We start from the raw sequence: 24,542 nt of genomic DNA, 5'->3' as shown, positions 1-24,542 counted from the left end.
TTGATTTGATGGATTCAACCCTCAGTGGTCCAGATCCTTCAGGATGCGGTGCAGGATGGCCGGGGTCCGGGTCAGCTCGGCGGCCTCGATGAACAGCCGGCTGATCGCCGCCGAGTAGCGGTCGACGTCCTCGCGTTTGTCCATGTAGAGCCCGCCGGTCAGGTGCTCGACGTACACGACGTCGGACAACTCCTGATACGGGAACCGGAGGATGCTGAAGGCGCCGCCCGACGCCGCGTGGCCGCCGGAGGCGAACGGCATCACCTGGATGCTGATGAACGGGTTGTCGGTGAGCTCGAGCAGCGAGGTGATCTGCTCGCGCAGCGCGGCGCGTCCGCCGATCGGCCGGTGCAGCACCGCCTCGTCGAGGACCACCCAGACCTTGGGCGGGTTGGGCTGGCTGAGCCGCTTCTTGCGCTCCATCCGCAGCTGGGCCCGCTTGTCGACCTCCTCGGGGGCGGACTCGCCGTACCCGATGCTGATCACCGCGCGGGCGTATGCCTCGGTCTGCAGCAGGCCCGGGATGAACTGCACCTCGTACGTGCGGATCAGCTCGGCGGCCTCCTCGAAGTCGAGGTAGGTCTGCAGCCAGGTGTCCGTCACGTCGCCGTACGGATGCCACCAGCTGGGCGCGTTCGCCTCCTTGGCGAAGGCCAGCAACGCCTCGCGCTCGGCCTGGTCGTGGACGCCGTACAGGGTGAGCAGGTCGGCGATGTCGCGTTCCTTGAAACCGACCCGGCCCAGCTCCATCCGGCTGATCTTGGAATCGGACGCCCGGATCGGATGGCCGGCCTCCTCGCGGCTCAGCCCGGCCCGATGCCGCAGGGCGCGCAGGCGGGCGCCGAGCTGCATGCGGCGGACGGTGGAGCCGCCGCCCTGTCCCTGTGTCACCTCGCCCGCCCGATCGCGTCTACAGTGGAAGGTCTTGATCTTCGGGCGTTAGCATACCCATGAACGGCCCGAGATGGGCTCGTCGATCGGGGCAATCATGTCCGACGCCGAGGCCGGCCGGTCTCACCGTTTGCGGGCCACCCCGCCGATCATGGTGTAGTAGCTGTCGGTCTGCTCGGCCGTGTCGAGCTCGTCGGGCCGCCACTCGGCCAGCGGCACCATGCCCGGCTCGACCAGTTCGAAGTCGCCGAAGTACGCCTTGATCTCGTCCCGCCGCCGCCAGCGGCCCGTGCCGAGCGTCTCGTTGAACACCCGCTCGGCCTCGACCACCTTGGCCGCGATCTCCGGCTGCTCCTCGGCCGGATCCCAGAAGTGGATGATCGCGACGTGGCTGCCCGGGGCCAGCGCGTCGCGCAGCGTCGCGGCGATCGCGCCCGGGTCCTCGTGGTCGTGCAGGTGATGCAGGATCGAGAGCATCAGCAGGGCGATCGGCTGCGAGAAGTCGAGGTGCTCGCGCACCACCTCGTGCTGGAGGATCTGCTCGGGCTCGCGGATGTCGGCCTGCACCACGGCGGTCGAGTCGTTGCTGGCCAGCAGCGCCCGGCCGTGCACGAGCACCATCGGGTCGTTGTCGATGTAGACGACCCGGGCCTTGGGGTCCACGCTCTGCGCCACCTGGTGCACGTTGGTGTCGGTGGGCAGGCCGGAGCCGAGGTCGAGGAACTGCCGCATGCCGGCCTCGGCCGCCAGGTAGCGCACCACCCGGCGCAGGAAGGCGCGGCAGGCGCGACCCGCTTCCTGAGCGTCGGGCACGATCTCGAGGGCGCGCCGCGCGACCATCCGGTCGACGGCGTAGTTGTCCTTGCCACCGACCATGTAGTCGTAGACGCGGGCGATGCTCGGCTTCGTGGTGTCGATGCCTGGCGGAGCCCATTCCTCGTTCACCACGGCGGCCTCCCCTCCCTTGTGGACCGTGCCGGCACCGTCGAAAACGGATTCGGATTTCTGACGTCGAAGCGTAACGGATCCGCCGGGAAACGTCCGTCCCGGATCCGGGGATGGTGGTATTAGGCCCCCTCGGGAACGGGGTGCAGCACCCGTGCTCCGGCCGCCTCGACCGGGCAGGCTCATCCCGGACGGAAGCACACCTGACCAGGGGAGCGGCTCATGCAACGGCGGACCATCCTGACCGGTACGGCACTCGGCGTCGCGGGCGCCGCATTCGGGCTGTCCCCGTCGGCCCGGGCGTCAACTTCCCCGTCGGCCCGGGCGTCGGCTTCTCTTTCGGCCTGGGCGTCGGCGCGCGGGCCGATCGCGATCCGGGGCGTGACCGTGATCGACGCGGCCGGCGGCGTCCGGCGCGGATGCACCGTGCTCCTCCGCGGCGACCGCATCGTCGACGCCGGGCCCGCCCAGCGGGTGCCGATCCCGCACGACGCCACCGTCCTCGACGGCGCCGGGAAATACCTCATCCCCGGCCTCGCCGACATGCACACGCACGCCGTCGGCATCGACGACACCGACCCCGAGCTGTACGTGGTCAACGGGGTGACGACCACCCGGCAGATGTCGGGCAGCGCCCAGGCCCGTGCCTGGCAGCAGCAGATCGCCGCCGGCGCCCGGCTCGGCCCGCGGTGGTCGATCGGCAGCCGGATCGTCGACGGAGCGCCCTCGCTGTGGGACGGCCTGGACGTCGACGGATCGGTGCACGTCTCGGTCGCGAACCCGGCGGAGGCCCGATCCGCCGTGCGCCGGGAACACGCCGCCGGCGCCGCCTTCATCAAGACGTACACGAGGCTGAGCCGCGACTCGTTCCTCGCCATCGCCGACGAGTGCGGCAAGCTCGGGCTGCCGTTCCTCGGCCACGTGCCCGACTTCGTGGCGCTGACCGAGGCCGCCGACCGCGGCATGCGCACGGTCGAGCACCTGTTCGAGATCTGGTTCGACACGTCGAGCCAGGAGGAGCGGCTGCGCCGGGCCGTCGCCGCCGTGCCGATCGGCCCGGGCGACTACAACGGCTGGTTCACCAAGATGCATCCGTACGAGTACGCCGCGGCGCGCAGCTACGACCGGCGAAAGGCCGCCCGCGTGTTCGACCGGATCGCGCGGCACGGCACGTTCGTCACGCCGACGCTGGTGCTGCACGAGACGAACGACATGCCCGAGCGGATCCGCCGCCACGACCCCCGCTATCGGTACTTCAGTCCGGACGTGATCGATTACTGGGACTGGGCGCTGGACAACCTGTACCTGCCCGGCCGTACCCCGGCCCGGATCGCCGAGTCGCGGGAGCTCTTCCGGCGCCGCCTCGCGCTGACCGCCGGCCTGGCCGATGCGGGCGTGCCGCTGATGACCGGCACCGACCTCGGCACCACGTACCTGATGCCCGGCTTCAGCGTCCACGACGAGCTCGCGCTGTTCGTCCGCGCCGGCCTGAAGCCCATCGAGGCCCTCGCCGCCGCGACGCTGAACCCGGCCCGCTATCTCGGCCGGCCCGACCAGGGCGTGATCCGCCGCGGCGCGGTCGCCGACCTGGTGCTGCTGGACGCCGATCCGCTGCACGACATCCGCAACAGCACCCGCATCGACAGCGTCTTCGTCGGCGGCGTCCACCTCGGCCCGGCGCGGCGCCGGCGGATGCTCGCCGACATCGAGGCCGCCGCGAGCCGGCCCAAGCCGGCCGCCGCCGCGCCGGTCGCGTTCCGGGGCTGCCCGTGCCACGGCGGCTCCCGGTCCCAGTTGTCCGCCGCGGCAGAACCCACGGCGGCCTGAGGCTCGTCGGCCGGTGCGGAACGCGGGAGGATGGCCGGCATGACGTTGCCTGCTCGTCCCGGGGACTGACCGCGGTGCTGCGGATCGACGATGTCGCTGGGCTGGCCGAGGCCCTGCCCGGCGTGCGCCGCACCACGGTGGACGGCCTGGCCCACTGGCGGTACCGTGGCCGGCTCATCGCCCGCCAGCTCGACGACACCCACGTCGTGATCCGGGCGGATTTCGACTTCCGGGCCCTGGTGTTGCGCCAGTTCCCCGGGACCTTCAGCGTGCCGGCCCGCTACCGCAAGCACATGATGGTCGTCGCCGACCTGGCCGGCGGCGACCCCGGCGCCGTCGAGGATGCCCTGGAAGCGGCCTGGCGGCTGCAGCGTGACGCCGACTGACCCGGGCTCCCGGGCCCCGCGGTCGGGTAACCTGGCGACCGTGGTCGACCCGTCGGTCAAGAGCGAGGGCGCCCGGCTCACCGCGCGCGGCGCGGCCACCCGGGAACGCATCGTGCTGGCGGCCGCCGAGCTGATGGCCGTCAAGGGTGTCGCCGCCACCACCCTCGACGAGGTGCGGGTCGCGAGCGGCACCAGCAAATCCCAGCTCTACCACCACTTCGCGGCCAAGGAGGCGCTTGTCCGCGAGGTGGTCGCGCACCAGGCCGGGGTGGTGCTGGAGCGTCAGTACCGATTGTTGCGCGACGTCAGCTCGTTCGCCGGGTTGCGCCGATGGCGCGACGCCGTGCTGCAACGCAACATGCTGCGCAGCGGCGCGCACGGGTGCGAGATCGGCACTCTCGCGGCCGAGCTGTCCGACACCGACGAGGCCGCCCGGCAGGCGCTGGCCGGCCACTTCGCCACCTGGGAACGGCTGCTCGCGGACGCCTTCCAGCGGATGCGCGACAACGGCACGCTGCGCCCCGACGCCGACCCGGCGACGCTGTCCGTCGCGGTGATGGCCGCCCTCCAGGGTGGCTATCTGCTGGCTCAGACCGCGCACAACGCCGAGCCCATGCGGGTGGCCCTGGACATGGCATTGGCGCACGTCGAAACCTTCCGAGTGGGCACAACGGGACTATAGAGTCCACTCTTCTGGGCGCTTGCTCGTGTCGGGTCGGAGGCTTGGACTTTGGAGTCCAACTCAAAGTGGTCTAGGATGCGGGCGTGGAGGTCTTTCGATGACAGATCATGTGAGTCCGCCCGGGCCGCTGGAAAATGTCAAGATTTTCGGGCTTCGCCCGGTGGAGGCGGTCGCCGGGCTGGTCCCCGGCGGCAAGCACTGTGTGCCGATCATGGCGGCCCTGCCCGGGCTCGGCATCGAGACGGAGATCGTCGGCATTCTGCACGGCGCCGACGGCCTGCGCATTCTCGACCCCGAGCCGCACGGGATCGGGCACCGGGTCCTCAAGTTCTTCGAGAGCTGGGGCTACCACGCCGAGATCATCAAGCTGTACGACGAGGGGCTGCGCAAGGGCGAGTCGCTGGTGGTCGTGCCGACGGCGTATCCGGGCCGCGACGACGTCAGCCGCCTGATGGCGGGTAACGGCGGTCACGCGGTCTTCTACTTCGGCGTCGGGCATGTGGAGTCGCTGACCGGCCCCTGATCCCGGCCGGCGGGCGCTAGGCCCACCGGTTCCGGTCCACCGCCCAGGCCGCTTGCTGAACGTCTCTGTAAGGCGGCAATCCACTGGCGGAAGTCGCGGCGACTACGCTGCCGGGCATGACGGCCCGTGACCCGAGCGCCCGGAATCCGAGCCAGGTGTGGCAGGAGCTCTCTGCCGACTACGAGCAGGCCCGTGCCCGGGAAGACTCACTGGACCGGCTGGTCGAGTGGCCGGCCCAGCGCGACCTTCTCGGCGATGTCACCGGCCGCTCCATCCTGGACCTGGGCTGCGGCAACGGCGGCAAGCTCGCGGAACTCGTCCGCGACGGCGCGGTCGCCTCCGCCGGGGTCGACATCGCGGGAAACTTCATCGCCGCCCCGCCCGCCGGCGTCGAGCTCATGCGGGGCGACCTGTCCGATCCGGAGTCGGTGCCGGAGCTGAGCGGACGCACCTTCGATCGCATCTTGTTCCTCCAGTCCTTCGGCTACGCCAAGGACCCGGTGCACACCTTGCGGGCCGCGCGGGCCAAGCTGAACCCGGACGGATTCATCCTGCTCACCAGGACACAGCCGATCCGGTACGCCGTCGAACGCGCCGAGAAGAACGGCACCACGCTGGGCGAGGAGTATTTTTCCCGGGCCGACTACACCTACCGTACGAGCTGGAACGACCACCTCGCCCTGACGAAGCGCACCTACACGATGTCCGACCTGCTCAACGCGTTCAGTGCGGCCGGGCTGTGGATCGAGACCGCCGTCGAGCCCCAGCTCACCGAGGAAGACGCGCGCCGCCACCCGCACAAGCAGGCGTGGCTGAACAAGTACTTGGGCATCCTGATCTTCAAGCTGCGGCCCCTGTCATCGCGCTTCGCGTCCTTCCAATGACCGCAGTTCCCGACAGCCGGTCGTAGGGTGTTCGCCCCGTGCCGACGAACAGCGAGGCGAGATACCCGATCGGCAGGACGTAGGACGCGCCCGTGAGCACCCAGACCCCGATGGGCACCGCACCCGAGTCGCCGGTCTCGACGATCGCGTACACCGCCGCGTGGCCGATGAGCCACGGAACCGCGATTTTCAGGGTGTTCCGCAGCAGCGCCCGGCCGAAGCCGGCCCGCGAACCGTCGGCGGCCGTGACGACCACCAGTCCGCGGAGTCGCTTGCCCGGCGTCGCCTGGCGGGCACCGGACTCCAGCCGGGCCAGCCAGAACGTGACGGGCAGGATCACAACCGCAGCCGCCACGAGGTTCAGCGTCACCGTGCCGAGCGCATCGGTCACGCCGGCCAGAAAGAGCGGAACCCCGACGGCCGCGGTGATCGCCACCCAGACCAGGATGCAGCCCCAGTCGACCACCCAGGCCACGATCCGGCTCAGCGGCGCACGAACGACGGGCCCGACGCCGAGCCCACCGTCCGGGACGATGTCGTCGCTCGTCTTGGGCCGGCCGGTTCCGCGTTCGTCCATACCGAGAGTCTGGCGTACCCAAAACTATCGCTGGCAGAGCGTCTCGTCGATCAGCTTGCGCACGCGCTGCCGGACGGACACCTCGCTCGTCTGGTCGGCGAGTTGGGACGACAGCGAGAGCACGACGACGCGCTTGCCGTCCGGGCTGACGCCGTTGAGGGTGCTCCAGCCGAGCTCGTCGCCGGCGTGTGACCAGTAGCCGCCGCAGCTGTCCGGGATCGACACGATGCCGAGGCCGTACCGGTCGCCCGGGAACGCCGGCGCCGAGCCGGGCTCCGGCACCGTCTGGTGCATCTGCGCCATCTGGGCCGGGGCGAGCAGCCGGCCGCCCTGCAGCGCCTGCCAGAAGCGGGCGAGGTCGGTGGGCGTAGTGACCATCGCGCCGGCGGCGTCGGCGGTGGTCGGGTTGAAGTTGGTCGTGTCGACGAGCGGCCCGCCGAGCCCATTCTGGGTGTAGCCGTCGGCGTGCGGGTCCCGTAGCGTCGGCTCGTCGCCAGGCACGTACGTGTGGTTCAGGTGCAGCGGCGCGAGGATCCGGTCGTGCACCTCCTGCGCCCACGAGTGTCCCGTCACCCGGTTGATGATCATCCCGGCCAGCACGTAGTTGGTGTTGGAGTAGCTCCACGACGCGCCCGGCGCGAACAGCGGCGGCTTCGTCATCGCCAGCGCCACCAGCTCGGCGGCGTCGTGGTGGTCGAACCGGTGCGCCTGGAAGCCCTCAGCGGTGGCGAGCAGCGGCAGCCCGTCGGCGTAGTCGGCGATGCCGCTGGTGTGTTGCAACAATTCCCGTACGGTGATCTTCCGCCCGTCGTTGCCGTTGCCCGCCACCACGCCGGGAAGCCAGCGCTCCACCGAGTCCTCGAGCGACAGCCGCCCCTCCCGGACGAGCTGCAACACCACCACCGACACGAAGGTCTTGGTGTCACTGCCCATCCGGAAGTACCCGTCGACCGGCACCGGCGCCCCGGTGGCGACGTTCGCGACCCCGGCGCGCGCCGTGGTCACCCGCCCGTCGACGTCGGCCAGTCCTTGCACGCCGGTGATGCCGTACCCGTGCAGATCGTCGACGGCGGCCTGCAGCCGCTCGTCGCCGCTGTGGGCGGCGTCCGCGGTGGTCCCGCCCATCACCAGGGCGGCGGCCAGCGTCGCGACGACTGCCATCCGTACGGATCGAGCTCCTCGCATGCCGTGTCCCCTCATGACATCGCCAAGCAGGATACGACTCGACCGCACGGCGATCGCGCCGACCGACCCGAGGCCCGGCTCATCCGGAGAAGCGCCGGTCAGCTCAGCGGAACGACGCCGGCCTGTATCGGCCCGTTCTCGGCGTAGTACGGGCCGGTGATGATGAACAGGAGGCCGGATCGGTGCCGCCTGTCCGCGCCGGGGAGCCGGATGGTCTGCCGGCTGTATCCGCCCGGGACCGCCGACGGCATCCGGGTCCACCTGTCCGGGTCGCCGCGGTGGCGGTTGAGGAAGAGGTCCTGGTCGCTGTTCGCGGTCACCACGATCGTCCCGTGCGGGCCGCCGGAGTCGGACCACGACACGGTGGGCGCGGCCGACGGGATGTAGCCGTCCTGGTCGTGCAGCACGATGTCGGGGGCCGGGCCGAACGACTCCGGGTCCTTCGCCAGCTTGTAGTGGACGGCGTAGAAGTTGTCGCCGGAGTTGCCGCCGGCCTCGTGAGTGAGGATCCACAGGCGGTCGTGCACCTGCGCGACCGTCGTCATGCCGGGGCGCTGGTCGTAGTCCGTGCCCACGGCGTCGTCGACGACCGGTCCCCAGTGGCGCAGGTCCCGGCTGGTCTGGTGCGCCAGCTTCTGGCCGTACTTGGGGTCGCGCTGGTCGGAGTAGTAGCAAATGAGCCGGTCCTTGTGCAGCAGCAGGGCCGGCTCCCACACGGGCGTGTTGCCGTTCTCCGGGATCGGGGCGCCGCCCTCCGCCACCGTGCTCAGGAACGTCCACGTGCGGCCGTGGTCGCGGCTCGCGTACAGGTGGATTTTGGTGCTGGTGAAGGTCCCGAGATCGTTGCCGGCGCACAAGATGGTGCCCTTCGGGAATCCGGCGAAGGCGCGCGGCAGCTCGTACAGGTACGGCTGCAGCCAGAAGCCCGACGCGTCGCCGGTGCTCGGCACGTTGCTCAGCGTCTGCCACGTGTGGCCGTCGTCGTCGCTCCGGTAGATCGGGAATCCCGGCGCGCCGAACTGCTGGAACGTCGCCAGCCAGGAGCGTGAGTTCCCGATCCGGACGGCTCGGGCGTACCCCGCGCCGGCTCCCGGGTCGGCCACCACCACCGGGCCGAACGGGGCCGCGCCGTGCGGCCGGCCGGGACCGGGTGGGCCGGCGAGTGCCGGTTCCGCCGTGCCCAGGGTCAGCCCGGCGAGCGCGGCGACTCCCGTACCCAGGAGGGCTCGACGCGACAGGGGAGTGGTTTCGCCGGTGGCGCTCTCCTCCGGCTGCGACTGACGATCCTGCACGGTTGCCTCCCCCATCGACACTCCGGGCCGCCATCCGCCGTCCGGCACGGCGTCAGATCGAGGATGGACGATGGGTCGGACGCTACCACTCGATCCGGAGCCGCTGCCAACGATTCCATGGGTAGGCACCGATGTCCGGCCGAGGTGGTGGTCACCGCCAGCGGTCGCCGGTCGCGGTCACGTACGCGTGCCAGGCGTACCGCCACGGGATGACGGCCACGATGACGACGACCAGCGAGCAGTTGATCAGGACGTCCCGGGTGGCCTCGTCGAGGTCGCCCGCGACGGCGCGGGGCGCGGCGACGACGGCGAGCCAGATCACTTTCCACGCCGCTTCGAACAGCAGCACGGGCAGAAGCTTGACGGGATACCGCAGGCCGAGGAACGCGAGCAGCGACATCGCCGTCAGGAGGCAGGCGACGACGCCCTCGAACAGCGGCATGGTGGCGGCGCCGTGCACGACCAGGGGCCACTTCACGACGGCCAGGCCGAGGCCCATCAGCAGGTAGCCGGCGCGCATGAGGTGCAGGCGGTACAGCGGCAGGGCGGCAGTGGTGGTGTCGGCCGGATTCATGGTGACGGTCACGGTTCACTCCGATCGGGTCGGGCCGGGGCGGGCATCGCGTTGAGCGAGATGAGGGTGAGGCCGAGGTCGCGCACCTTGGTGAGCAGGCCGTGCAGCGCGGCCTGGTCGGTGACGGTTCCGCGGATCGTGGTGGTGCCGTCGGCGTGGTGGGACAGGGCCAGGTCGTCGAACCACGCGGACCAGCGCTCGTCGAGGTGGCCGCCGATGCGGAGCTCGTAGCGGGAGCTCATCGCGCCATCGCCGGTCGTCCCGGGCGCTTCCCGCGGGCGATCACCCACTCGGCGACGGCGGCGTTGATGACCCAGGCCGCGGTCATCGACAGCGCGGTGCTCAGGTCGCCGGCGCCGAAAGCGGCCTCGCCGACGCCCTGGGTCACGGTCTGCGTGCCGGCGCCGAGGCCGAGGGCGTACGCGCGGATCATCCAGGCGCGGTGCGCCGGGAGGTCGCGGCGCCGGATGGCGGCGAAGCCGAGGACGAGGGCGGTGGCCATCGCCGAGCCGACCGTGAGCCGGACAGTCCAGAGCACGACACCGCCCGGCGCGTTCCGGTAGAACACCGTCATCCACAGCCCGGAGAGGGCGACAAGCAGGCCGGCGGCGACCAGCACCCGGCCGGCGGCCCGATGCCACGCGCGGTGCCGGCGACGCAGCCGGGCGGGGAATTGGAACGCGCCGAATATCGCGTACGCGGTGGCCGCCACGATGTGCACCACGACAGGCCCGGGTTGGGCGTCGATGCGCGGGTTCACGGGCATGAGTTGCGGTCCGCCGGCGACCTCGGCCAGCCGCAGGGCGCCGGCGACGAGCGGGATGACGCTGATGATCAGCAGCCCCGTCGGAGTGCGCCAGGGCGCGGCGCCTGGCCGGGCGAGATCGGCGCGGGCGGGAGCGGTCATTGCGCACCGGCCGCGGAGAGCCGGGCGGTGGCCGGCGCGGCGAGGCTCTCGCGGGCGGCTCGCCACAGCGACCAGCCGAGGGCGATCATCGCGATGCCGTTCGGGAAGGCCAGCAGCCGGTAGAACGCGTCCGGCATGACGGAGAGGGCGATCGTGACGACGCCCCCGGCGGCGAGCAGGGCAGCCGCCCAGCGGGGGAACACCCGCGCCCGGAACAGCGCGACGCCGAAGACAAGGCCGCCGGCGAGGTAGGCGAAGTCCTGAACCCGCAGGACGGTGCTCAGCAGGCCGATGTCGCCGGCCGGGGTGCCGCCCGTGGTCGCGGCTACTACGTCGTTGACGTAGGCGGCGTTGCTCCCGGCGATCTCGGGCAGGACGAACGCGGCCATGTACGAGGTGCCCACGATGATCGCGTATCCGGCGCCGAGCACCAGGTAGCCGAGCAGGCCGAGGACCCCGGTCTGCCGCACCTGACGCAGGTACATGCCGGTGATGCCGGCCAGCGCCAGCACGGCCATCAGCATCTTCAGGCAGTTGCGGACGACGACGTCCGCGGTCGTGATCGAGGCGGCGTCCAGGTGCGGGTGGTTGATCTGTACGCCGATGAAGATCAGCCCGGCGGCGACGGCGGCCAGGCCCGCCGCTCGGCCGAGGGTGCTCGCGGTGATGGTCATGTCGGGTTCCTTTCCGGGTGGTCCGGGGCGGGCGCCGCGGATACCTGGAACCTAGGAACCGAGATGGTGAGCCGGCGTCACCACATGATGTGAACGCCGTGGTGACACGGCTCAGAGCAGCCCGTACTCGCGGGCCCGGCGCACCGCCGCCGCCCGGGTCGTCACGCCGAGCTTGGTGAAGATGCGCTTGGTGTGCGTCCGCAGCGTGTTGACGGTGACGTACAGCCGGCGGGCGATCTCCGGCCCGGTCAGGTCGCTGTCCAGCAGCCGCAGGACCTCGAGCTCCCGGGCGCTCAGCCGGTCGGCCAGGGGCTGCGCGGGCACGTCGGCCGGCTTCGGCGCCGCGGACCGGCCGAGAAGGACGCCGGCGCGCGTCCGGGCCGGCTCGTCGAGATCGGCCGCGGCGTCGCGCAGCAATGCCCGCATCGGGGCGCCTTCGTCGAGGAACAGGCGGACGTGACTGTCCGGCTCCGGCGGCGCGGTCAGGGCGCTGCTGAGCGGGCCGAGCGCGCGGGCCGTGTCGCCGGCGGCGTGGTGGGCGAGGGCCTGCAGCACGTGAATCTCGCGCCGGCTGCCGGGCCGGCCGGCCGCGGCCGGCCGCAACCTTTCCAGCAGCGCCAAGACCGGGGAGATCGAGGCGCGAGGTCGGGAGAGCATGACGCGTACGAGGGTGAGCAGCTCGTACTCGCGCAGGTAAGCGGGATCGTCGTCGACCGTGACGCCGGCCTCGTCGGCCCATTCACCGGCCGCCGCCAGGTCACCCGCGGCGAGAGCCAGGCGCGCCCGGACCGCGGCGATCGGGCGTACGTCGGGGTAGAAGCCCGGCCGGTACAACTCCTGCGCCCGGTCCAGCAGCTCCGCCGTGTCCGCGTAGTCGCCCGCCGCGGCGCGCAGCTGCGCCATGGCGACGAACCACCGATGCCGGTTCTCGGTGATGGACTGGTGCTCGGCGAGCGCCCGCGCCGTCCGCAGGTGCTCCTCGGCCGCGGCCAGGTCGTCGCGTTCGCGGTCCAGCTCGGCCAGCCCGACATGCAGGTCGGCGGTGGCCCGCGGATACGGCTCGCCGCGCGCGGTGGCGGTCCGCAGCGCCTGCTCGTAGAGCCGGCGAGCGCGGCCGGGCTGCCCGGCGGCGACCCACATGTCGGCCAGGACCAGCGTGCTGTCCAGCTCGTCGACCAGGTTTCCGGCCGCGTGCAGGCTGCGCACCGCCTCGGTGAACATCGGCAGCGCCTCCTCGACGTCGCCGGCCGCCCAGGCGGCGAGCCCGAGGAAGCCGGCGCCGGCCCCGCGGACGAAATGGTCCGCCGGCCCGGCCCGGTCGAGCGCCGCCCGGGCGTGCCGCACGGTCCCGGCCACATCGTTGCGGGCCTGGGCCAGCGACGCGCGGTAGACCGCGATCATCGCCGGGGCGGTGCGCAGATCCTCGGTGTCCACCCACGCCGCCCGCAGCTCCGGGTCGTGCTCGCCGGCCGCCAGCGCCGCCTCGGCGTCGTCGAGCCGGGACGCGAGCCCGTCGAGGTCGCCGGAGATCAGGGCCGACCAGCCCGACACGATGCTGAGGACCGGGCTACGCCGTACGATCTGATCCGGCAACGCCCGCATCCACTCCTGCAGCAGCCGGTCCTGCCGGGTGCGCCGCAGCTCCGGCACCGCCTGCTCCATCCGGGCGGCGGCCCGGGTGACATCGCCGGCGGCGAGCGCGTGCCGCACCGCGTCAGCCACCAGGCCGTGCGCCGCGAACCAGTCGCCGGCCCGCCGGTGCAGCTCCGGCACCTCGCCGGGGTGCTCGGTCGGCAGGCGCGCCCGCAGCACGTCGGCGAACAGGTGGTGATAGCGGTACCAGCTGCGTTGCCCGTCCAGCGGGACCACGAACAGGCTGGCCCGGTCGAGCTCGTCCAGCGCCCGCCCGCCGTCGGCCCGGCCGGTCACCGCGTCGCACAGCGGACCGGTGAGCCGGTCGAGCACGGCCGTGCGCAGCAGGAAATCCCGTACGTGTCGGGGTTGTCGGGCGAGAACCTCGTCGGCCAGATAATCGAGGACGAACCGGTGACTTCCGGTGAAGGCGTCGATGAACGCGGCCACCTCCGCCGGATCGTCGACCCCGCGCAGCGACAACGCGGCGAGCTGCAGCCCGGCCGCCCAGCCCTCGGTGCGCCCGTCGAGCGCCGCCGCGTCCGCGGCGCTGAGATCGAGACCCATCACGCGGGTGAGGAACTCCTCGGCCTCCGGCGGCCGGAACCGCAGGTCGGCCGCGCGCACCTCGACCAGCTGCCCCCGGCTGCGCAGCCGGGCCAGCGGCAACGGCGGGTCCGCCCGGGTCGCCACCAGCAGGTGCACGTGGCCGGGGAGGTGATCGAGCAGGAAGGTGACCGCCTCGTGCACCGCCGCCGACTCGATGACGTGGTAGTCGTCGAGCACCACCACCCGCGGCTCCCCGTCGAGGCGCGTCAGCTCGTTGACCAGCGCCGGCAACACCGCGCCGGCCGACGCGGCGGGCACCGCGTCGAGCAGGGCCCCGCCCACGCCGAGGGCCGCGAGCAGGTGGGCCAGCAGGCGGGACAGGTCGTTGTCGCCGTCGTCGAGCGACACCCAGCCCACCACCGGCGGCGCCGGCCGCTCGACCAGCGCCGCCCGCCAGTCGCCGAGCAGCGTGGTCTTGCCGAACCCGGCCGGCGCCGACACCAGCGTCAGCCGCTGCCCGGCCGCCAGCGTCGCGTCGAGCAGCTCCATCAGCCGAGGCCGCGCCACCAGCCGCGCACGCCGCGGCGGCGCGAACAGCTTGGTGGCAAGAACCGGCAGCGGCATGGACGAATCCTAGAAGCGCCGCGACGATCGCCGGCTTGTCTGCCGGGAGGAGCCACGGCTGCTTTCGGCCAGAGTTTGCGGGCGGGATTCCTTCATCGGGCGGTTTCGCTGTCGATATACCCCGGAGTGACTCGAAGACGAGGGTGGAGGTGCCGGTGCGCCCGCAGATAGCGCCGACCCGGCGCGGCCGTCCGGTGCTCGTGGCGTTCCTCCTGCTGACGAGCGCGGCGATCGCCGTGCACGCCGTGTCCGGTCCCGCCGTGCAGCGGGCCGTCTTCTTCTCGATCATCGCGCTGCCCACCATCGGCGTGTTCGTCGCCATGCGGCTCAACCCGGCGATGGACCGGTGGGTGTGGGCCACCGGCGCCGTCGGCCTGGGCCTGCAGGCCGTCATGGCGCTGATCTGGCCCACCTACTTCGCCGACGACCTGGGCCGGGCCCAGGGCAGCCTGGCGGACCTGTCCATCGCCGGAGCGCACGGCTTCCTGCTGGCCGCGGCCGTGCTGGTGGTCTACCGCACCGCCGCAGGCGATCCGGGCGGCGTCATCGACGCTGCCATCATCGGCCTGTGCGCGAGCGCGCCGTTGTGGGAATGGGTCCTGCACCCCCAGCTCGTGGCGATCGGCGCACCGACAAGCGGGCAGGCGGTGATCCTGCTCGACGTCCTGAGCCTCGGCGGCGTCTTCGGCTCATTGGCCCGGATCGCCACGACGACCCGCCGCGGACGGCCCACCCTCTGCTACCTGCTGCTCGCGATCCTGCTGACCTTCGTGGCGATCACGGTCGCGGTGCTCACGGCCGGCTCGCCGGGGCACGGTGCGCAGGCGGAACTGCTGATCGGCGCATTTCTGGCGTTCGGGTTCGCGCCGCTGCACCCGGCGGTCGCCTATCTCACGGCGCCGGACCGGGCGACGCCGCGTCGCCTCAACCGGTCCAACCTCGTCTTCCTGGCCCTCGCGCTGACCGTGTTCCCCGTCATCGCCCTCGTTCAGCTGGCCCTGGGCCGACCGTCCGACCCGCTGCTGTTCGGCCTCGGCTCGCTGGTCACCGTTCCGCTGGTCGCCGTCCGGCTCGGCCAGCTCAACGGCCGGCGGGAGCGCGCGGAGCGGGTGCTCGCACACCACGCCCGCCATGACGAGCTCACCGGGCTGCCCAACCGGCGGGCGATGCTGGAGGAGATCGACAACGCGCTCGCCTGTGTCCGCGACGGCTCCCTGGCCGGCGTCGGCCTGCTCTTCTGCGACCTCAACGGGTTCAAGCCGATCAACGACACGTGGGGACATCAGGCCGGCGACACCCTGCTCGAAGTCGTCGCCGCACGACTGACCGCCTGCAGCCGGGCCGGGGACACCGTCGGCCGCTTCGGCGGCGACGAGTTCGTGATCCTCTGCCCCGGCATCTCCGAAGCGGAAGTCCAGCGACTGCGTACCCGGGTGGAGGAGGCCGTCGCGGCTCCGGCCGAGGTCACCGGCGCCACCGTCGCCGTCGGCGTCAGCGTCGGCACCGCGGTATCCGACCGGGACAGCATGGTCGATCGAGACGCATTGGTCTCCGCCGCGGACGCGCGCATGTACGAGCAGAAGCGCCGGACAACCTCACCTCACGACCGGACCAAGGGTCGCCGGCGTCCGCGGAGTCAACAGACGACCGGCCTCCCGCACCACTCGGCACCCTGAGGCGAGCCACCCGATCGCCGTGAGGGTCTATGCTGGCGCAGATCTGTCTACATCGGTCCATGCCAGAAGGAAGACGCGCACGTGTCGAACGACGAGCAGACGGCACCCCAGCTGGACACCTCGGTCCCGCACACCGCGCGGATCTGGAACTATCTGCTGGGCGGCAAGGACAACTTCGCCGCCGATCGCGTGGTCGGCGATCAGATCCTCGTGGGTCAACCGGCGCTCGCCGAGAACGCCCGCCGCTGCCGCGCGTTCCTGATCCGCGCGGTGCGCTACCTGGCCGGCGAGGCCGGTGTGCGGCAGTTCCTGGACATCGGCACCGGGCTGCCCACCGTCAACAACACGCATGAGGTGGCCCAGTCGGTGGCGCCCGAGAGCCGCATCGTCTACGTCGACAACGATCCGCTGGTGCTCGCTCACGCTCGCGCCCTGCTCACGAGCCGGCCCGAGGGCGTGACCAGCTACATCGACGCCGACATGCACGACATGGATCTGGTGCTCCGCGAAGCCGCTCGCACCCTCGACTTCTCGCAGCCGGTCGCGATCCTGTTCATGGGCGTCCTCGGCCACGTCGAGGACGACGCGGTCGCGCAGCGCATGGTCGGCACGGCGCTGGACGCCGTGTCGTCCGGCAGTTACCTCGCCCTGTACGACAGCGCTCCGGTCTCACCCGAGGTGGTCGAGGCGGCTCGCATCTGGAACGAGTCCGCCGCGTTGCCATACCATTTGCGCAGCACGGACCGCCTTGCCCAGTTCTTCCAGCGCCTCGAGCTCGTGGAGCCCGGCCTGGTCCCGGTGACCCAGTGGCGGCCGGAGACCGAGGCACCCGAGATCGAGCAATACGGCGGCGTCGGGCGCAAGCCGTAAGAGCAATACGCTTGGACGACCCGGCGCGAGCCGACATTCAGCCGGATGCCGGGTCCACGTCGCCGGCCGTGGTGTACGGCACGGCGCCCTGGGCGAGTTTCAGTCGCGTCCAGACATTCATGTTGATGATGACGGCAGCGAGCTCCGCGACCTCTGCCTCGCTGAAATGGTTGATCAGCTCTTTGTGCAGGGCCGGAAACGCCTTCAGGTCGTACTCCGTCAGTCCTTCGCAATACGCCAGAGCGGCCCGTTCGGATGCGGCGAACATCCCGCTCTGACGCCAGCTCGGGAGGTGCGCGAGCTTGTCCGGGTTGATGCCCTTTTCGAGTGCCGATCTGGTATGCAGGATCAGGCAGTAGGAGCAGGGCGTGAGCTGTGCGACACGCAGCCGGATCAGTTGGGCGAGTTGAGCGTCGATGGTGAGTTCGGCCGTGTACCCGAACGCTTTTGCCATCTGCCCGGCGAGAGAGTGAAACGGTGTCAGGTCGGGGTCGAACCGTAGATTGGTGTACTTCACATCGCTCATGACTGTCCGCCTTCGCCTACGCCTCAGGCACCACGCGGCAGTGGGGCATCCCGCCGAGATCACAGACGATGGTGGCGTGATCGGTGCCGGAGGGTGCCCGCCAAGGCAGCACCGACTCACCGTTGAGCACTCCTTCGAGGGTCTGCATCGCCGGGTCACGCGGCTCCGGGTGATGGTCGTAGCCGGCTCGCCCCAGCGCGAAGGCGACCGCCAGGACGAGCAGATGGATTTCGTCCAGTTTTTCCGGAACCGCGGACACGTCCGCCGGGTCCAGCCGGATACCACCGCCGGGCACGTCCACGATCGTCGCGACGTAACGGTCAGGCATATGTGTTCCTTCCGCAGGGAGTCGGGCTGGGTGGATTACACCACTTCCCGACCGCCGCACCCAGCCCGGCCTCGAACAGGTCCGCCGGCTGCTGCACCGCTTCCACGCCGGCATCTGCCGTGCAGCTACCGCCGGAGTGCGGTCTTCTGCCCCGCCGGTCAACAAGGCCGACATCCGGGATCAGCCGCGAATTCGACACCGATTCCCGTCACCGTCCCGGCCGTGCGAACTTCTCCGCCTGGCCGGACAGATAAGGGCGGACCACGGCCGGCGGGTAGGGAAGACTGGCGGACATGGCTGATCTGGGCGACCCGAAGGCGGCGCTGCACCACTACCTGCGAGCAACTCGCGAGGACCTGATCTGGAAGCTCGACGGGCTGAGCGAACGCGCGGCCCGGCTGCCCCGCACCGCGACCGGCAACAACCTGCTGGGGCTCGTCAAGCACTGCCTCAACGTCGAAGCCGGCTACTTCGGGCCGACCTTCGGGCGCGAGTTCCCGGCCGCCGACGAGCTGGTCCCGATGTCGGCGTACGACCAGGACCCGCAGTCGGACTGGTACGCCCGGGCGGACGAGACGATGGACGGGCTGATCGACCTGTATCGCCGGGTCGGGGCGTTCGCGGACGAGACGATCGAACAGCTGCCGCTGGACGCGCCGGGGCGCGTGCCGTGGTGGCAGCCGGGCAGCGATGTCGTCACGCTGCAGCGAATCATTGTGCACGTGACCTGCGACCTCGCGCGGCACGCCGGGCACGCCGACATCATGCGCGAGCAGCACGACAGCGCGATCGGCTTGCGGCGGAACAACACCAACATTCCCGACGAGTACGACTGGCCGGGGTACGTCGCCAAACTGACCGAACTCGCCGACCGCTTCGCATAGCCGGCCGGACGGGGTCGTTCGGGGACCATGGCGGCGCGGGTGATGGCGTACGCTGCCCGTTGATGTTGACCTTCATCATCGGGGCGGTGCGAGCCCGGACCGCGCAGGTTCTGACGGTGCTCGTTCTCACTGCTCTGGCCGCCGCGGTCGCCGCGGCCGGCCCGTGGTTCGGGGTCGCGAGCATGCGATCGGCGGCCGCGGCCGATGTCACCGCCGCGCCGGCCCAGCAGCGGACGCTGTCGATCCGCCAGGTCACCCAGATCAACGGGGATCCGCAGCAGACCATCGACGAGTTCGTCGCCCGGCTGCGCGACGTGGTCGCGTTCCCCTCCGCCCAGCCGGTCGACGGCCTGATCCTGACGATGCGGGTGACCAAGGGCGCGCTGAGCGAGACCCTGCCGGTGGCCTACCGCGACGAGTTCTGCGGCCACGTCCAGTTGCAGGGGCCGTGCCCGGCCCGGCCCCGCGAGGTCTCGATCAGCGCGGTCGCCGCCCAGCGGCTCGGGCTGCGGCCCGGCGACCAGGTGACCGAAGAGGTCTCGCTGGGCACCCCGTCGGTCGTGTTCCGGGTGGTGTCGATCTACACGCCGGTCGAGCCGGACGGACCGTACTGGAGCAATCGCCTCTACCGCGTGCAGACCGGCCTCGATCCGGTGTTCACGCCGATCGAGACCTTCCGGCTCAACCAGCTGGCCCGTCCCATCGTCACCCACGACGTCGAGGTGCCGGAGGAACTGCTGCGCGGGGACGGCGGCTACGACCTCGCCGCGACTCTGGACACCGCCGCGGCCCGGCTCTCGCGCGACAAGCTGGAACTGGTCAACTTCAGCAAGCAGTTGCTCACCGCGGTGGCTCGGGACCGCTCGACCGTGCGCACCACGGTCACCATCGCGCTGGTGCAGGTGCTGATCCTGGCCTGGTTCGCGATCGGCCTGGCCGGCCGGTACACCGGGCGGGATCGGCATGGGGACGCCGCCTTGCTGAAGCTGCGGGGCGCCACCCCGTCGAGCATGCTCCGGCTGGCCTGGGGCCAGCACCTGATCCCGCTGGCGGCCGGGGCGATCGCCGGCGTTCCGCTCGGGTTTCTCCTGGCGCGCTGGCTGGCGGGCCCGGTGGGCAACGCGTCCGACCGGCGAACGGCGCTGCTGCTGTCGATCGGCGCGGCGGCCGCGGTCCTCGTCGGCGGCCTGCTGGTGCTGGCCGTGCTGGAGGCGCTGGCCCAGCGGCGGCCGGTCGCCGACCTGCTGCGCCAGGTCCGGTCCGGGCGCGGCGACTGGAAGTCCGGCCTGATCGACCTGCTCCTGCTCGTCCTCGCGGTCGCGGCGGTCTATCAGGCGCGGGTCGGTGACGCCACGAGTGGCCTCGCGATCGCCGCGCCGGCCCTGGTGGCCTTGGCGGTCGCGTTGCTGCTGGCCCGGCTGCTGACGTGGATCGCCGATCGGGGCGGGGGCGCGGCGGTGCGGTCCGGCCGGTTGCGGCTCGGCCTGACCGCGGCGCAGGTGTCCCGGCGGCCCGGCGCCCACCGGCTGTTCGCGCTCGTGGTGGTCGCGGTCGCGATGTTCGCCACCACGCTCGGCGGATGGCTGGCCGACCGCGAGCACCGGGCCGAACGCAGCGTCGCCGAACTCGGCGCGCAACGGGTGCTGACCGTGCAGGCGAGCGACCGCACGGCCTTGGCGCAGGCGGTCCGCCGGGCCGACCCGGAGGGGAAACAGGCGATGGCGGCGGTCGTCGACACCACGAGCCTGCCTCCGGTCCTGGCGGTCGACAGCTCGCGGCTGGCCGCTGTGGCTCGCTGGCGCCCGGATTACGGGCCGGTCTCCGCCCTTTCGGCGGCGATGGCCGACGACCCGGGTCCGGCGCCGCTCCCGGCCGTCACCGGCGACCGGCTCACCGTACGCGTCAAGCACGACGGCGCCCCGGCGGCCGCGCTCTGGCTGGTGCTGCAGCACGAGGGCACCGGCAACCCGGTCCGGGTCTCGTTCGGCGTGCTCGGGCCGGGCGAGCAGACCTTGACCGGCGCGGTGACCGGCTGCTCGGCCGCGCCCGGCTGCCGCATCGTGCGGTGGGAGGTGACCGCGCCGCCCGACCCGGAGGGGCACATCCGCGCGGCCGATTTCCCGACCGCGGTCACCGTACGCGGGCTGACCCAGCAGGATCCGCCGGCGACCATTCTGGACGGCGCCACGCTGGCCGACATCAACCGCTGGCGGGGCGGCACGTTCGCGACCGCGATGGACATCGACACGTCGCGGGGAGCCTTGCGGATGGCGATCGACGAGAAGGTGATCGGCAACGGCTCGTCGGACTATCAGGTCTGGGCCGTCGACAACGCGCTGCCGTTGCCGATCGTGCTGGGCGGGGCGTTGCCCGACGAATGGCGGCTGGCCGAGCCGGGCCTGCTCTCGCTGGGCGGCGGGATCACGCCGGTGCGGATGGCCGGAAACCCCCGCGCGCTGCCGGTGCTCGGCGCGGACGGCGTGCTGATCGACCTCGACGCGTCCCGCCGGATCATCGCCGACTCCGCCGTGGCCGGAACCTTCCAGGTGTGGCTGACCCCCACCGCCGGGCCGGAGCTGATCGGCGCGCTGGAGCGAAACGGACTGACCGTTCTGCATGACGAGTCGATCGCGCAGCGCGAGGCTCGGCTGGGGCAGCAGGGTCCGTCGGCCGGTTCCCGTTTCGCCCTGCTGTCCGGGGCCATCGGGCTGCTGCTCGCGGCCGCGACCATCGCGGTCGCCGGGGCGGTCGACCGGCGCACGCGTACGGCCGAGATGGCCGCGCTGCGGGTGCAGGGCCTGCCGCGCCGGACCGCGGTGGTCGCGAGCTGGGCCGGCACCGCGGGTCTGATTCTCGCCGGGCTCGTCGGCGGCCTGGCCGCGGCCGTGCTCGCCGTTCCGCTGGCCCGTACCGCCGTGCCCGGCTTCACCGACGGGTGGGCCGTGCTGGCGCCGCCGGGACCGCTGAGCGGCTTGGCGGTCGCCGCGGCCGCACTGATCGCCCTGGTCGTGCTCGGCCTGGTCGGCTGGTTGTCGGAGCGGGCCGTGCTGCGGCCGCTGCGGGAGGGCGCCCGGTGATCTCGCTCGTCCTGGCCATGATCTGGTCGCGTCGCGGGCAGGCGGTCACGCTCACGCTGCTCGCCCTCTTCGCGGTCGCGGCCGCCGTCGCCGCGCCGGCCTATCTGACCGCCGCCGACCGGGCGATCGCCGTCGGGCAGATCGCCACCGCCAGCACGGCCGAACGCAGCCTGGTGGTCGCCGGCGTACAGAACGACCGGGATGGTGACGGCGGCAATCAGATCGACTTCAAGGACATCGGGTCGGCCCTGATCGATCTGCCCGGCTTCAGCTACATCTACTCGGCGGAGTTCTCGGCGATCGGCATCGAGCCCGGCCGGCAATACGCCGACCGGCTGGTGTTCCGCCAGGACGCCTGCTCGCACCTCCGGATGGTCAGCGGCCGCTGCCCGGCCGTCGAGGGCGAAGTGATCATCGGGGTGGCCACCGCCGAGCGTCTCCACCTGGCGGCCGGTCGGTCGATCACCATGCGGGCGGCCAAGTACAGCGATGACCCGAACAACGCCGGCTTCATCCCGGACGGCAAGCCCCGCAAGCTGGTGATCACCGGGACCTATCGGGTGCCGGCCCCCGGGGATCGGTACTGGGGCGGCCACGGATACTTCACTGCCGTGCCCGGTCTCGGCCCGGGCGAGCCGGTCTTCACCACCTCGGGCACGCTCGACCTGATGGATCACGGCGACACCGCCAAGGCCATCGACGGCGCCGCCGGGCCCGGGGCACTCGACCCGGACGACCTCGATCAGCTGCGGACCGGGCTGGCCACGTTGAACTCGGAACCGTCCGAGCTGGGCGTGGCGATCCAGATCCGTACGGAGATTCCGGCCCTGCTCGAGCGGATCGACGCGGGCCGGTCCGCCGCCCGGCTGCTGGTGCCGGTGCTCGCGGTGCCGTTGGTGCTGCTCGCCTGCTTCAGCATCTTCCTGGCCGTCGGGTACGGCACCGAGGGCCGGCAACCCGAGCTCGCGGTGGTGGCCCTGCGCGGCTCCCGGTGGTGGACGCGCTGGTGGCTTGCGGTCGGGGAGAACATCACCGCGGTGGTGGCCGGCGCGATCGCCGGGTGCCTGGCCGGTCAGTTGCTGGTCAACGCGGTCGCGGCGGCGCGCTTCCCGGGCGTACGCGTCGATCAGGGCTGGAATTCCCTGCGGTACGCGCCGCTCGCCGCCCTCGCCGCGCTCCTCGCGGCGCTCCTCGCCCAGCGGCGGCAGCTGGTCGGCCCGGTCGTCAACCTGCTGCGGCGCAACCCGGTCGCCGGCCGCGACCATCGGGCCCTGGCGACCGAGGCGGTGATCGTGCTCCTCGCGATCGTGGCCACCGTGCAGCTGGTCCTCTCCGACGGCACGCTGACCGGCGTCGGCCTGGTGGCGCCCGCGTTCCTGATGCTGGCCGTCCCGGTGCTCGCGGCCCGCTTGCTGCTCCCGGCCGTCACCTGGTACGCCGTCCGCGCCCTCGACCGCGGGCACCTCGGCGCCGCCCTGGCCGCCTTGCAGCTGTCCCGCCGCCCGGGCGCCAAGCGGCTGCTGGCCCTGCTGGTCGCCACGGTCGCGGTGGCCGGATACGCCGCCTGCACGATCGATGTGGCCGCGCACGGCCGGGCGGTCCAGTCCGGCCTCGGCGTCGGCGCGGACCGGGTGCTCGACATCGGCGGTTCGGTCTTCCGCAGCCAGCTGCTGACCGCGGTCCGCAAGGTCGACCCCGACGGCAGATACGCGATGGCCGTCGTGCGGATGCCCAACGCCGGTCACAACGAACCGCCCGGCCTGGCGGTCGACTCGACCCGCCTTGCCGCCGTCGCGAACTGGCCGTCCGGTGGCCCGTCGGCGGCCCGCGTGGCGAGCCTGCTGCATCCGGATGCCCCAGCGGCGCCGGTGATGTTCACCGGGCCGGAGCTCACCGTCGAGGCGACCGCCAGCAACTTCACCGTGAAGTCGGAGCTCCGGCTCGTCCTGACCGTCTCGTCGACCAGCGGTCTCGGCGACGCCGTCGTCCAGTTCGGCAAGATCAGCGATGGGCGATCGCGCTACCGGCAGAGTGTCGCGGTCTGCCGGCAGGGCTGCCGGCTCAACGGCATCGAGCTGGTGGAGGCCGCCGGGGCCGCCGCGGTCTCCGGCCGGCTGGTGGTCAACTCGCTCGGCCCGGCCGGCCCCGGCGATCCGCTCGCCGAGCCGGGCCGCTGGCGGATGACCCAGCACGGCACGATCACTTCCGACCCGGCCGGCCTGCTCGTCACCGTGGAAGCGCCGGGCGGACTGACCGGTGGCGCCTGGATCACCCCCGTCGACACGCCGTACCCGATCCCGTTGGCCTATTCGGGTGCGGCGCCGCTCGACGATTCGATCACCGGAGCGGGCGGCGGCCCGCTGCCGATCGCGCCGGTCGGCGACCTGCCGGCGATTCCGCGGCTCGGCCGGCACGCCACCCTGGTCGACCTGGAGTGGGTCGACCGCCTCGCCACCGACGTCGACCCGGCCCTGGAACCCCAGGTCTGGCTGGGCCCCGGCGCACCGGCCGACATCGTCGACCGGCTCTCCGCGCAGGGTCTGACGATCACTGGCGACATCCGCGCCGGCCAGGTCGGCCGCCAGCTCGACCGGCAGGGCCCGGCGCTGTCGCTCTGGTTCTACGTGCTGGCCGCCGGGTTCGCGGTGCTGCTCGGCGCGGGCGCGCTGGTGCTGGCCGCGGCGGTCGACCGGGTACGCCGGGTCGAGGACTTGTCGGCGCTGCGGGGCCAGGGGCTGAGCCGGGGCCGGCTCGCCGCCGCCACCAGGTGGACGTACCCGATCCTGGTCGCGATCGCCGCGCTGGTCGGACTGGGCACCGCCGTGATCGCCTGGCTGGCGACCGGCTGGGCCCTGCCGCTGGCCGGTGTCAACCCGCCCGACCTGCCGCTGCCGTCCTGGCCCGGGGCACCCGCGGTGATCGGTACGACGGTGGCGGTCTTCCTGGTCCTCGTCCTGGTGGCGGTGGCCACCGGGCAGGACCTGCGCCGCCGGGTCGCCCGGAAGGAAAGAGCGGCCCGGCGAAAGTGA

General features: G+C 72.1%; 22 protein-coding genes. 10 read left to right on the top strand and 12 right to left on the bottom strand.

The genetic code is table 11. The features are described 5' to 3' along the window. Positions 1-21 precede the first annotated feature (21 nt). Both ACFQS1_RS33915 and ACFQS1_RS33910 read right to left on the bottom strand, forming a co-directional pair. Positions 22-852, bottom strand: coding sequence for a helix-turn-helix domain-containing protein (locus tag ACFQS1_RS33915; RefSeq protein ID WP_378976117.1), 831 nt, complete (start codon positions 850-852; stop codon positions 22-24). Between the two features lie 162 nt (positions 853-1,014). Continuing rightward, positions 1,015-1,839, bottom strand: coding sequence for an SAM-dependent methyltransferase (locus ACFQS1_RS33910; protein WP_378976099.1), 825 nt, complete (start codon positions 1,837-1,839; stop codon positions 1,015-1,017). Positions 1,840-2,058: 219 nt separating this feature from the next. Here ACFQS1_RS33910 and ACFQS1_RS33905 point away from each other — a divergent pair, with 219 nt between their 5' ends. The 5 genes from ACFQS1_RS33905 (at position 2,059) to ACFQS1_RS33885 (ending at position 6,138) form a co-directional block, all read left to right on the top strand. Further along, on the top strand, positions 2,059-3,663 hold the full coding sequence (locus tag ACFQS1_RS33905; RefSeq protein WP_378976098.1) for an amidohydrolase family protein: 1,605 nt from the start codon (positions 2,059-2,061) through the stop codon (positions 3,661-3,663). 74 nt (positions 3,664-3,737) lie between these two features. Next, positions 3,738-4,049, top strand: a complete 312-nt coding sequence (locus ACFQS1_RS33900) for a hypothetical protein (RefSeq protein WP_378976097.1) — start codon at positions 3,738-3,740, stop codon at positions 4,047-4,049. 40 nt (positions 4,050-4,089) lie between these two features. Next, the gene (locus tag ACFQS1_RS33895) at positions 4,090-4,731 is read left to right on the top strand and encodes a TetR/AcrR family transcriptional regulator (protein WP_378976096.1); all 642 of its coding nucleotides are present in this window, start codon (positions 4,090-4,092) and stop codon (positions 4,729-4,731) included. A gap of 97 nt (positions 4,732-4,828) precedes the next feature. Then, the gene (locus ACFQS1_RS33890) at positions 4,829-5,254 is read left to right on the top strand and encodes a hypothetical protein (RefSeq protein ID WP_378976095.1); all 426 of its coding nucleotides are present in this window, start codon (positions 4,829-4,831) and stop codon (positions 5,252-5,254) included. A 116-nt stretch (positions 5,255-5,370) separates the two neighbouring features. Beyond that, positions 5,371-6,138, top strand: a complete 768-nt coding sequence (locus ACFQS1_RS33885) for a class I SAM-dependent methyltransferase (RefSeq protein ID WP_378976094.1) — start codon at positions 5,371-5,373, stop codon at positions 6,136-6,138. Here ACFQS1_RS33885 and ACFQS1_RS33880 read toward each other — a convergent pair. From ACFQS1_RS33880 to ACFQS1_RS33845, 8 genes are all read right to left on the bottom strand, one after another. Next, on the bottom strand, positions 6,095-6,715 hold the full coding sequence (locus ACFQS1_RS33880; protein WP_378976093.1) for an RDD family protein: 621 nt from the start codon (positions 6,713-6,715) through the stop codon (positions 6,095-6,097). The two genes, ACFQS1_RS33885 and ACFQS1_RS33880, sit on opposite strands and share 44 nt — an antisense overlap. Positions 6,716-6,739: 24 nt before the next feature. Further along, a complete protein-coding gene (locus tag ACFQS1_RS33875; protein ID WP_378976092.1) occupies positions 6,740-7,876 on the bottom strand; it encodes a serine hydrolase domain-containing protein in 1,137 nt (378 codons plus the stop codon). Positions 7,877-7,998: 122 nt separating this feature from the next. Then, positions 7,999-9,192, bottom strand: coding sequence for a sialidase family protein (locus ACFQS1_RS33870; protein ID WP_378976091.1), 1,194 nt, complete (start codon positions 9,190-9,192; stop codon positions 7,999-8,001). Between the two features lie 151 nt (positions 9,193-9,343). Then, the gene (locus ACFQS1_RS33865; protein ID WP_378976090.1) at positions 9,344-9,778 is read right to left on the bottom strand and encodes a hypothetical protein; all 435 of its coding nucleotides are present in this window, start codon (positions 9,776-9,778) and stop codon (positions 9,344-9,346) included. Beyond that, positions 9,775-10,008 (bottom strand): hypothetical protein, encoded by a 234-nt coding sequence (locus ACFQS1_RS33860; protein ID WP_378976089.1) that lies wholly within the window; start codon positions 10,006-10,008, stop codon positions 9,775-9,777. The genes ACFQS1_RS33865 and ACFQS1_RS33860 overlap by 4 nt, the downstream gene beginning before the upstream one ends. Next, entirely contained in the window at positions 10,005-10,673 is a 669-nt protein-coding gene (locus tag ACFQS1_RS33855) for a DUF2306 domain-containing protein (protein WP_378976088.1), read from the bottom strand. The genes ACFQS1_RS33860 and ACFQS1_RS33855 overlap by 4 nt, the downstream gene beginning before the upstream one ends. Continuing rightward, a complete protein-coding gene (locus tag ACFQS1_RS33850; RefSeq protein WP_378976087.1) occupies positions 10,670-11,347 on the bottom strand; it encodes a hypothetical protein in 678 nt (225 codons plus the stop codon). Before ACFQS1_RS33850 ends, ACFQS1_RS33855 begins: the two co-directional genes overlap by 4 nt. A gap of 111 nt (positions 11,348-11,458) precedes the next feature. Further along, positions 11,459-14,152, bottom strand: coding sequence for a winged helix-turn-helix domain-containing protein (locus ACFQS1_RS33845; protein ID WP_378976086.1), 2,694 nt, complete (start codon positions 14,150-14,152; stop codon positions 11,459-11,461). 155 nt (positions 14,153-14,307) lie between these two features. Here ACFQS1_RS33845 and ACFQS1_RS33840 point away from each other — a divergent pair, with 155 nt between their 5' ends. After that, positions 14,308-15,828 carry a diguanylate cyclase domain-containing protein gene (locus tag ACFQS1_RS33840; RefSeq protein ID WP_378976085.1) on the top strand — a complete coding sequence of 507 codons (1,521 nt, stop codon included), beginning with the start codon at positions 14,308-14,310 and terminating at the stop codon, positions 15,826-15,828. An 81-nt stretch (positions 15,829-15,909) separates the two neighbouring features. After that, positions 15,910-16,698 carry an SAM-dependent methyltransferase gene (locus ACFQS1_RS33835; RefSeq protein WP_378976084.1) on the top strand — a complete coding sequence of 263 codons (789 nt, stop codon included), beginning with the start codon at positions 15,910-15,912 and terminating at the stop codon, positions 16,696-16,698. A 37-nt stretch (positions 16,699-16,735) separates the two neighbouring features. Here the strand turns inward: ACFQS1_RS33835 and ACFQS1_RS33830 are convergent, their stop codons facing one another. Beyond that, a complete protein-coding gene (locus ACFQS1_RS33830; RefSeq protein WP_378976083.1) occupies positions 16,736-17,224 on the bottom strand; it encodes a carboxymuconolactone decarboxylase family protein in 489 nt (162 codons plus the stop codon). Between the two features lie 16 nt (positions 17,225-17,240). After that, positions 17,241-17,552, bottom strand: coding sequence for a hypothetical protein (locus ACFQS1_RS33825; protein ID WP_378976082.1), 312 nt, complete (start codon positions 17,550-17,552; stop codon positions 17,241-17,243). A 293-nt stretch (positions 17,553-17,845) separates the two neighbouring features. Here ACFQS1_RS33825 and ACFQS1_RS33820 point away from each other — a divergent pair, with 293 nt between their 5' ends. From ACFQS1_RS33820 to ACFQS1_RS33810, 3 genes are all read left to right on the top strand, one after another. Further along, positions 17,846-18,436 (top strand): DinB family protein, encoded by a 591-nt coding sequence (locus tag ACFQS1_RS33820; protein ID WP_378976081.1) that lies wholly within the window; start codon positions 17,846-17,848, stop codon positions 18,434-18,436. 62 nt (positions 18,437-18,498) lie between these two features. Continuing rightward, positions 18,499-21,513, top strand: a complete 3,015-nt coding sequence (locus ACFQS1_RS33815) for an FtsX-like permease family protein (protein ID WP_378976080.1) — start codon at positions 18,499-18,501, stop codon at positions 21,511-21,513. Beyond that, positions 21,510-24,542, top strand: a complete 3,033-nt coding sequence (locus ACFQS1_RS33810) for an FtsX-like permease family protein (RefSeq protein ID WP_378976079.1) — start codon at positions 21,510-21,512, stop codon at positions 24,540-24,542. Before ACFQS1_RS33815 ends, ACFQS1_RS33810 begins: the two co-directional genes overlap by 4 nt.

Source organism: Paractinoplanes rhizophilus (genome assembly GCF_042664765.1).
In the GTDB taxonomy this organism is placed as follows: domain Bacteria; phylum Actinomycetota; class Actinomycetes; order Mycobacteriales; family Micromonosporaceae; genus Actinoplanes; species Actinoplanes rhizophilus.
This window is presented reverse-complemented; position numbering and strand designations above follow the sequence as displayed.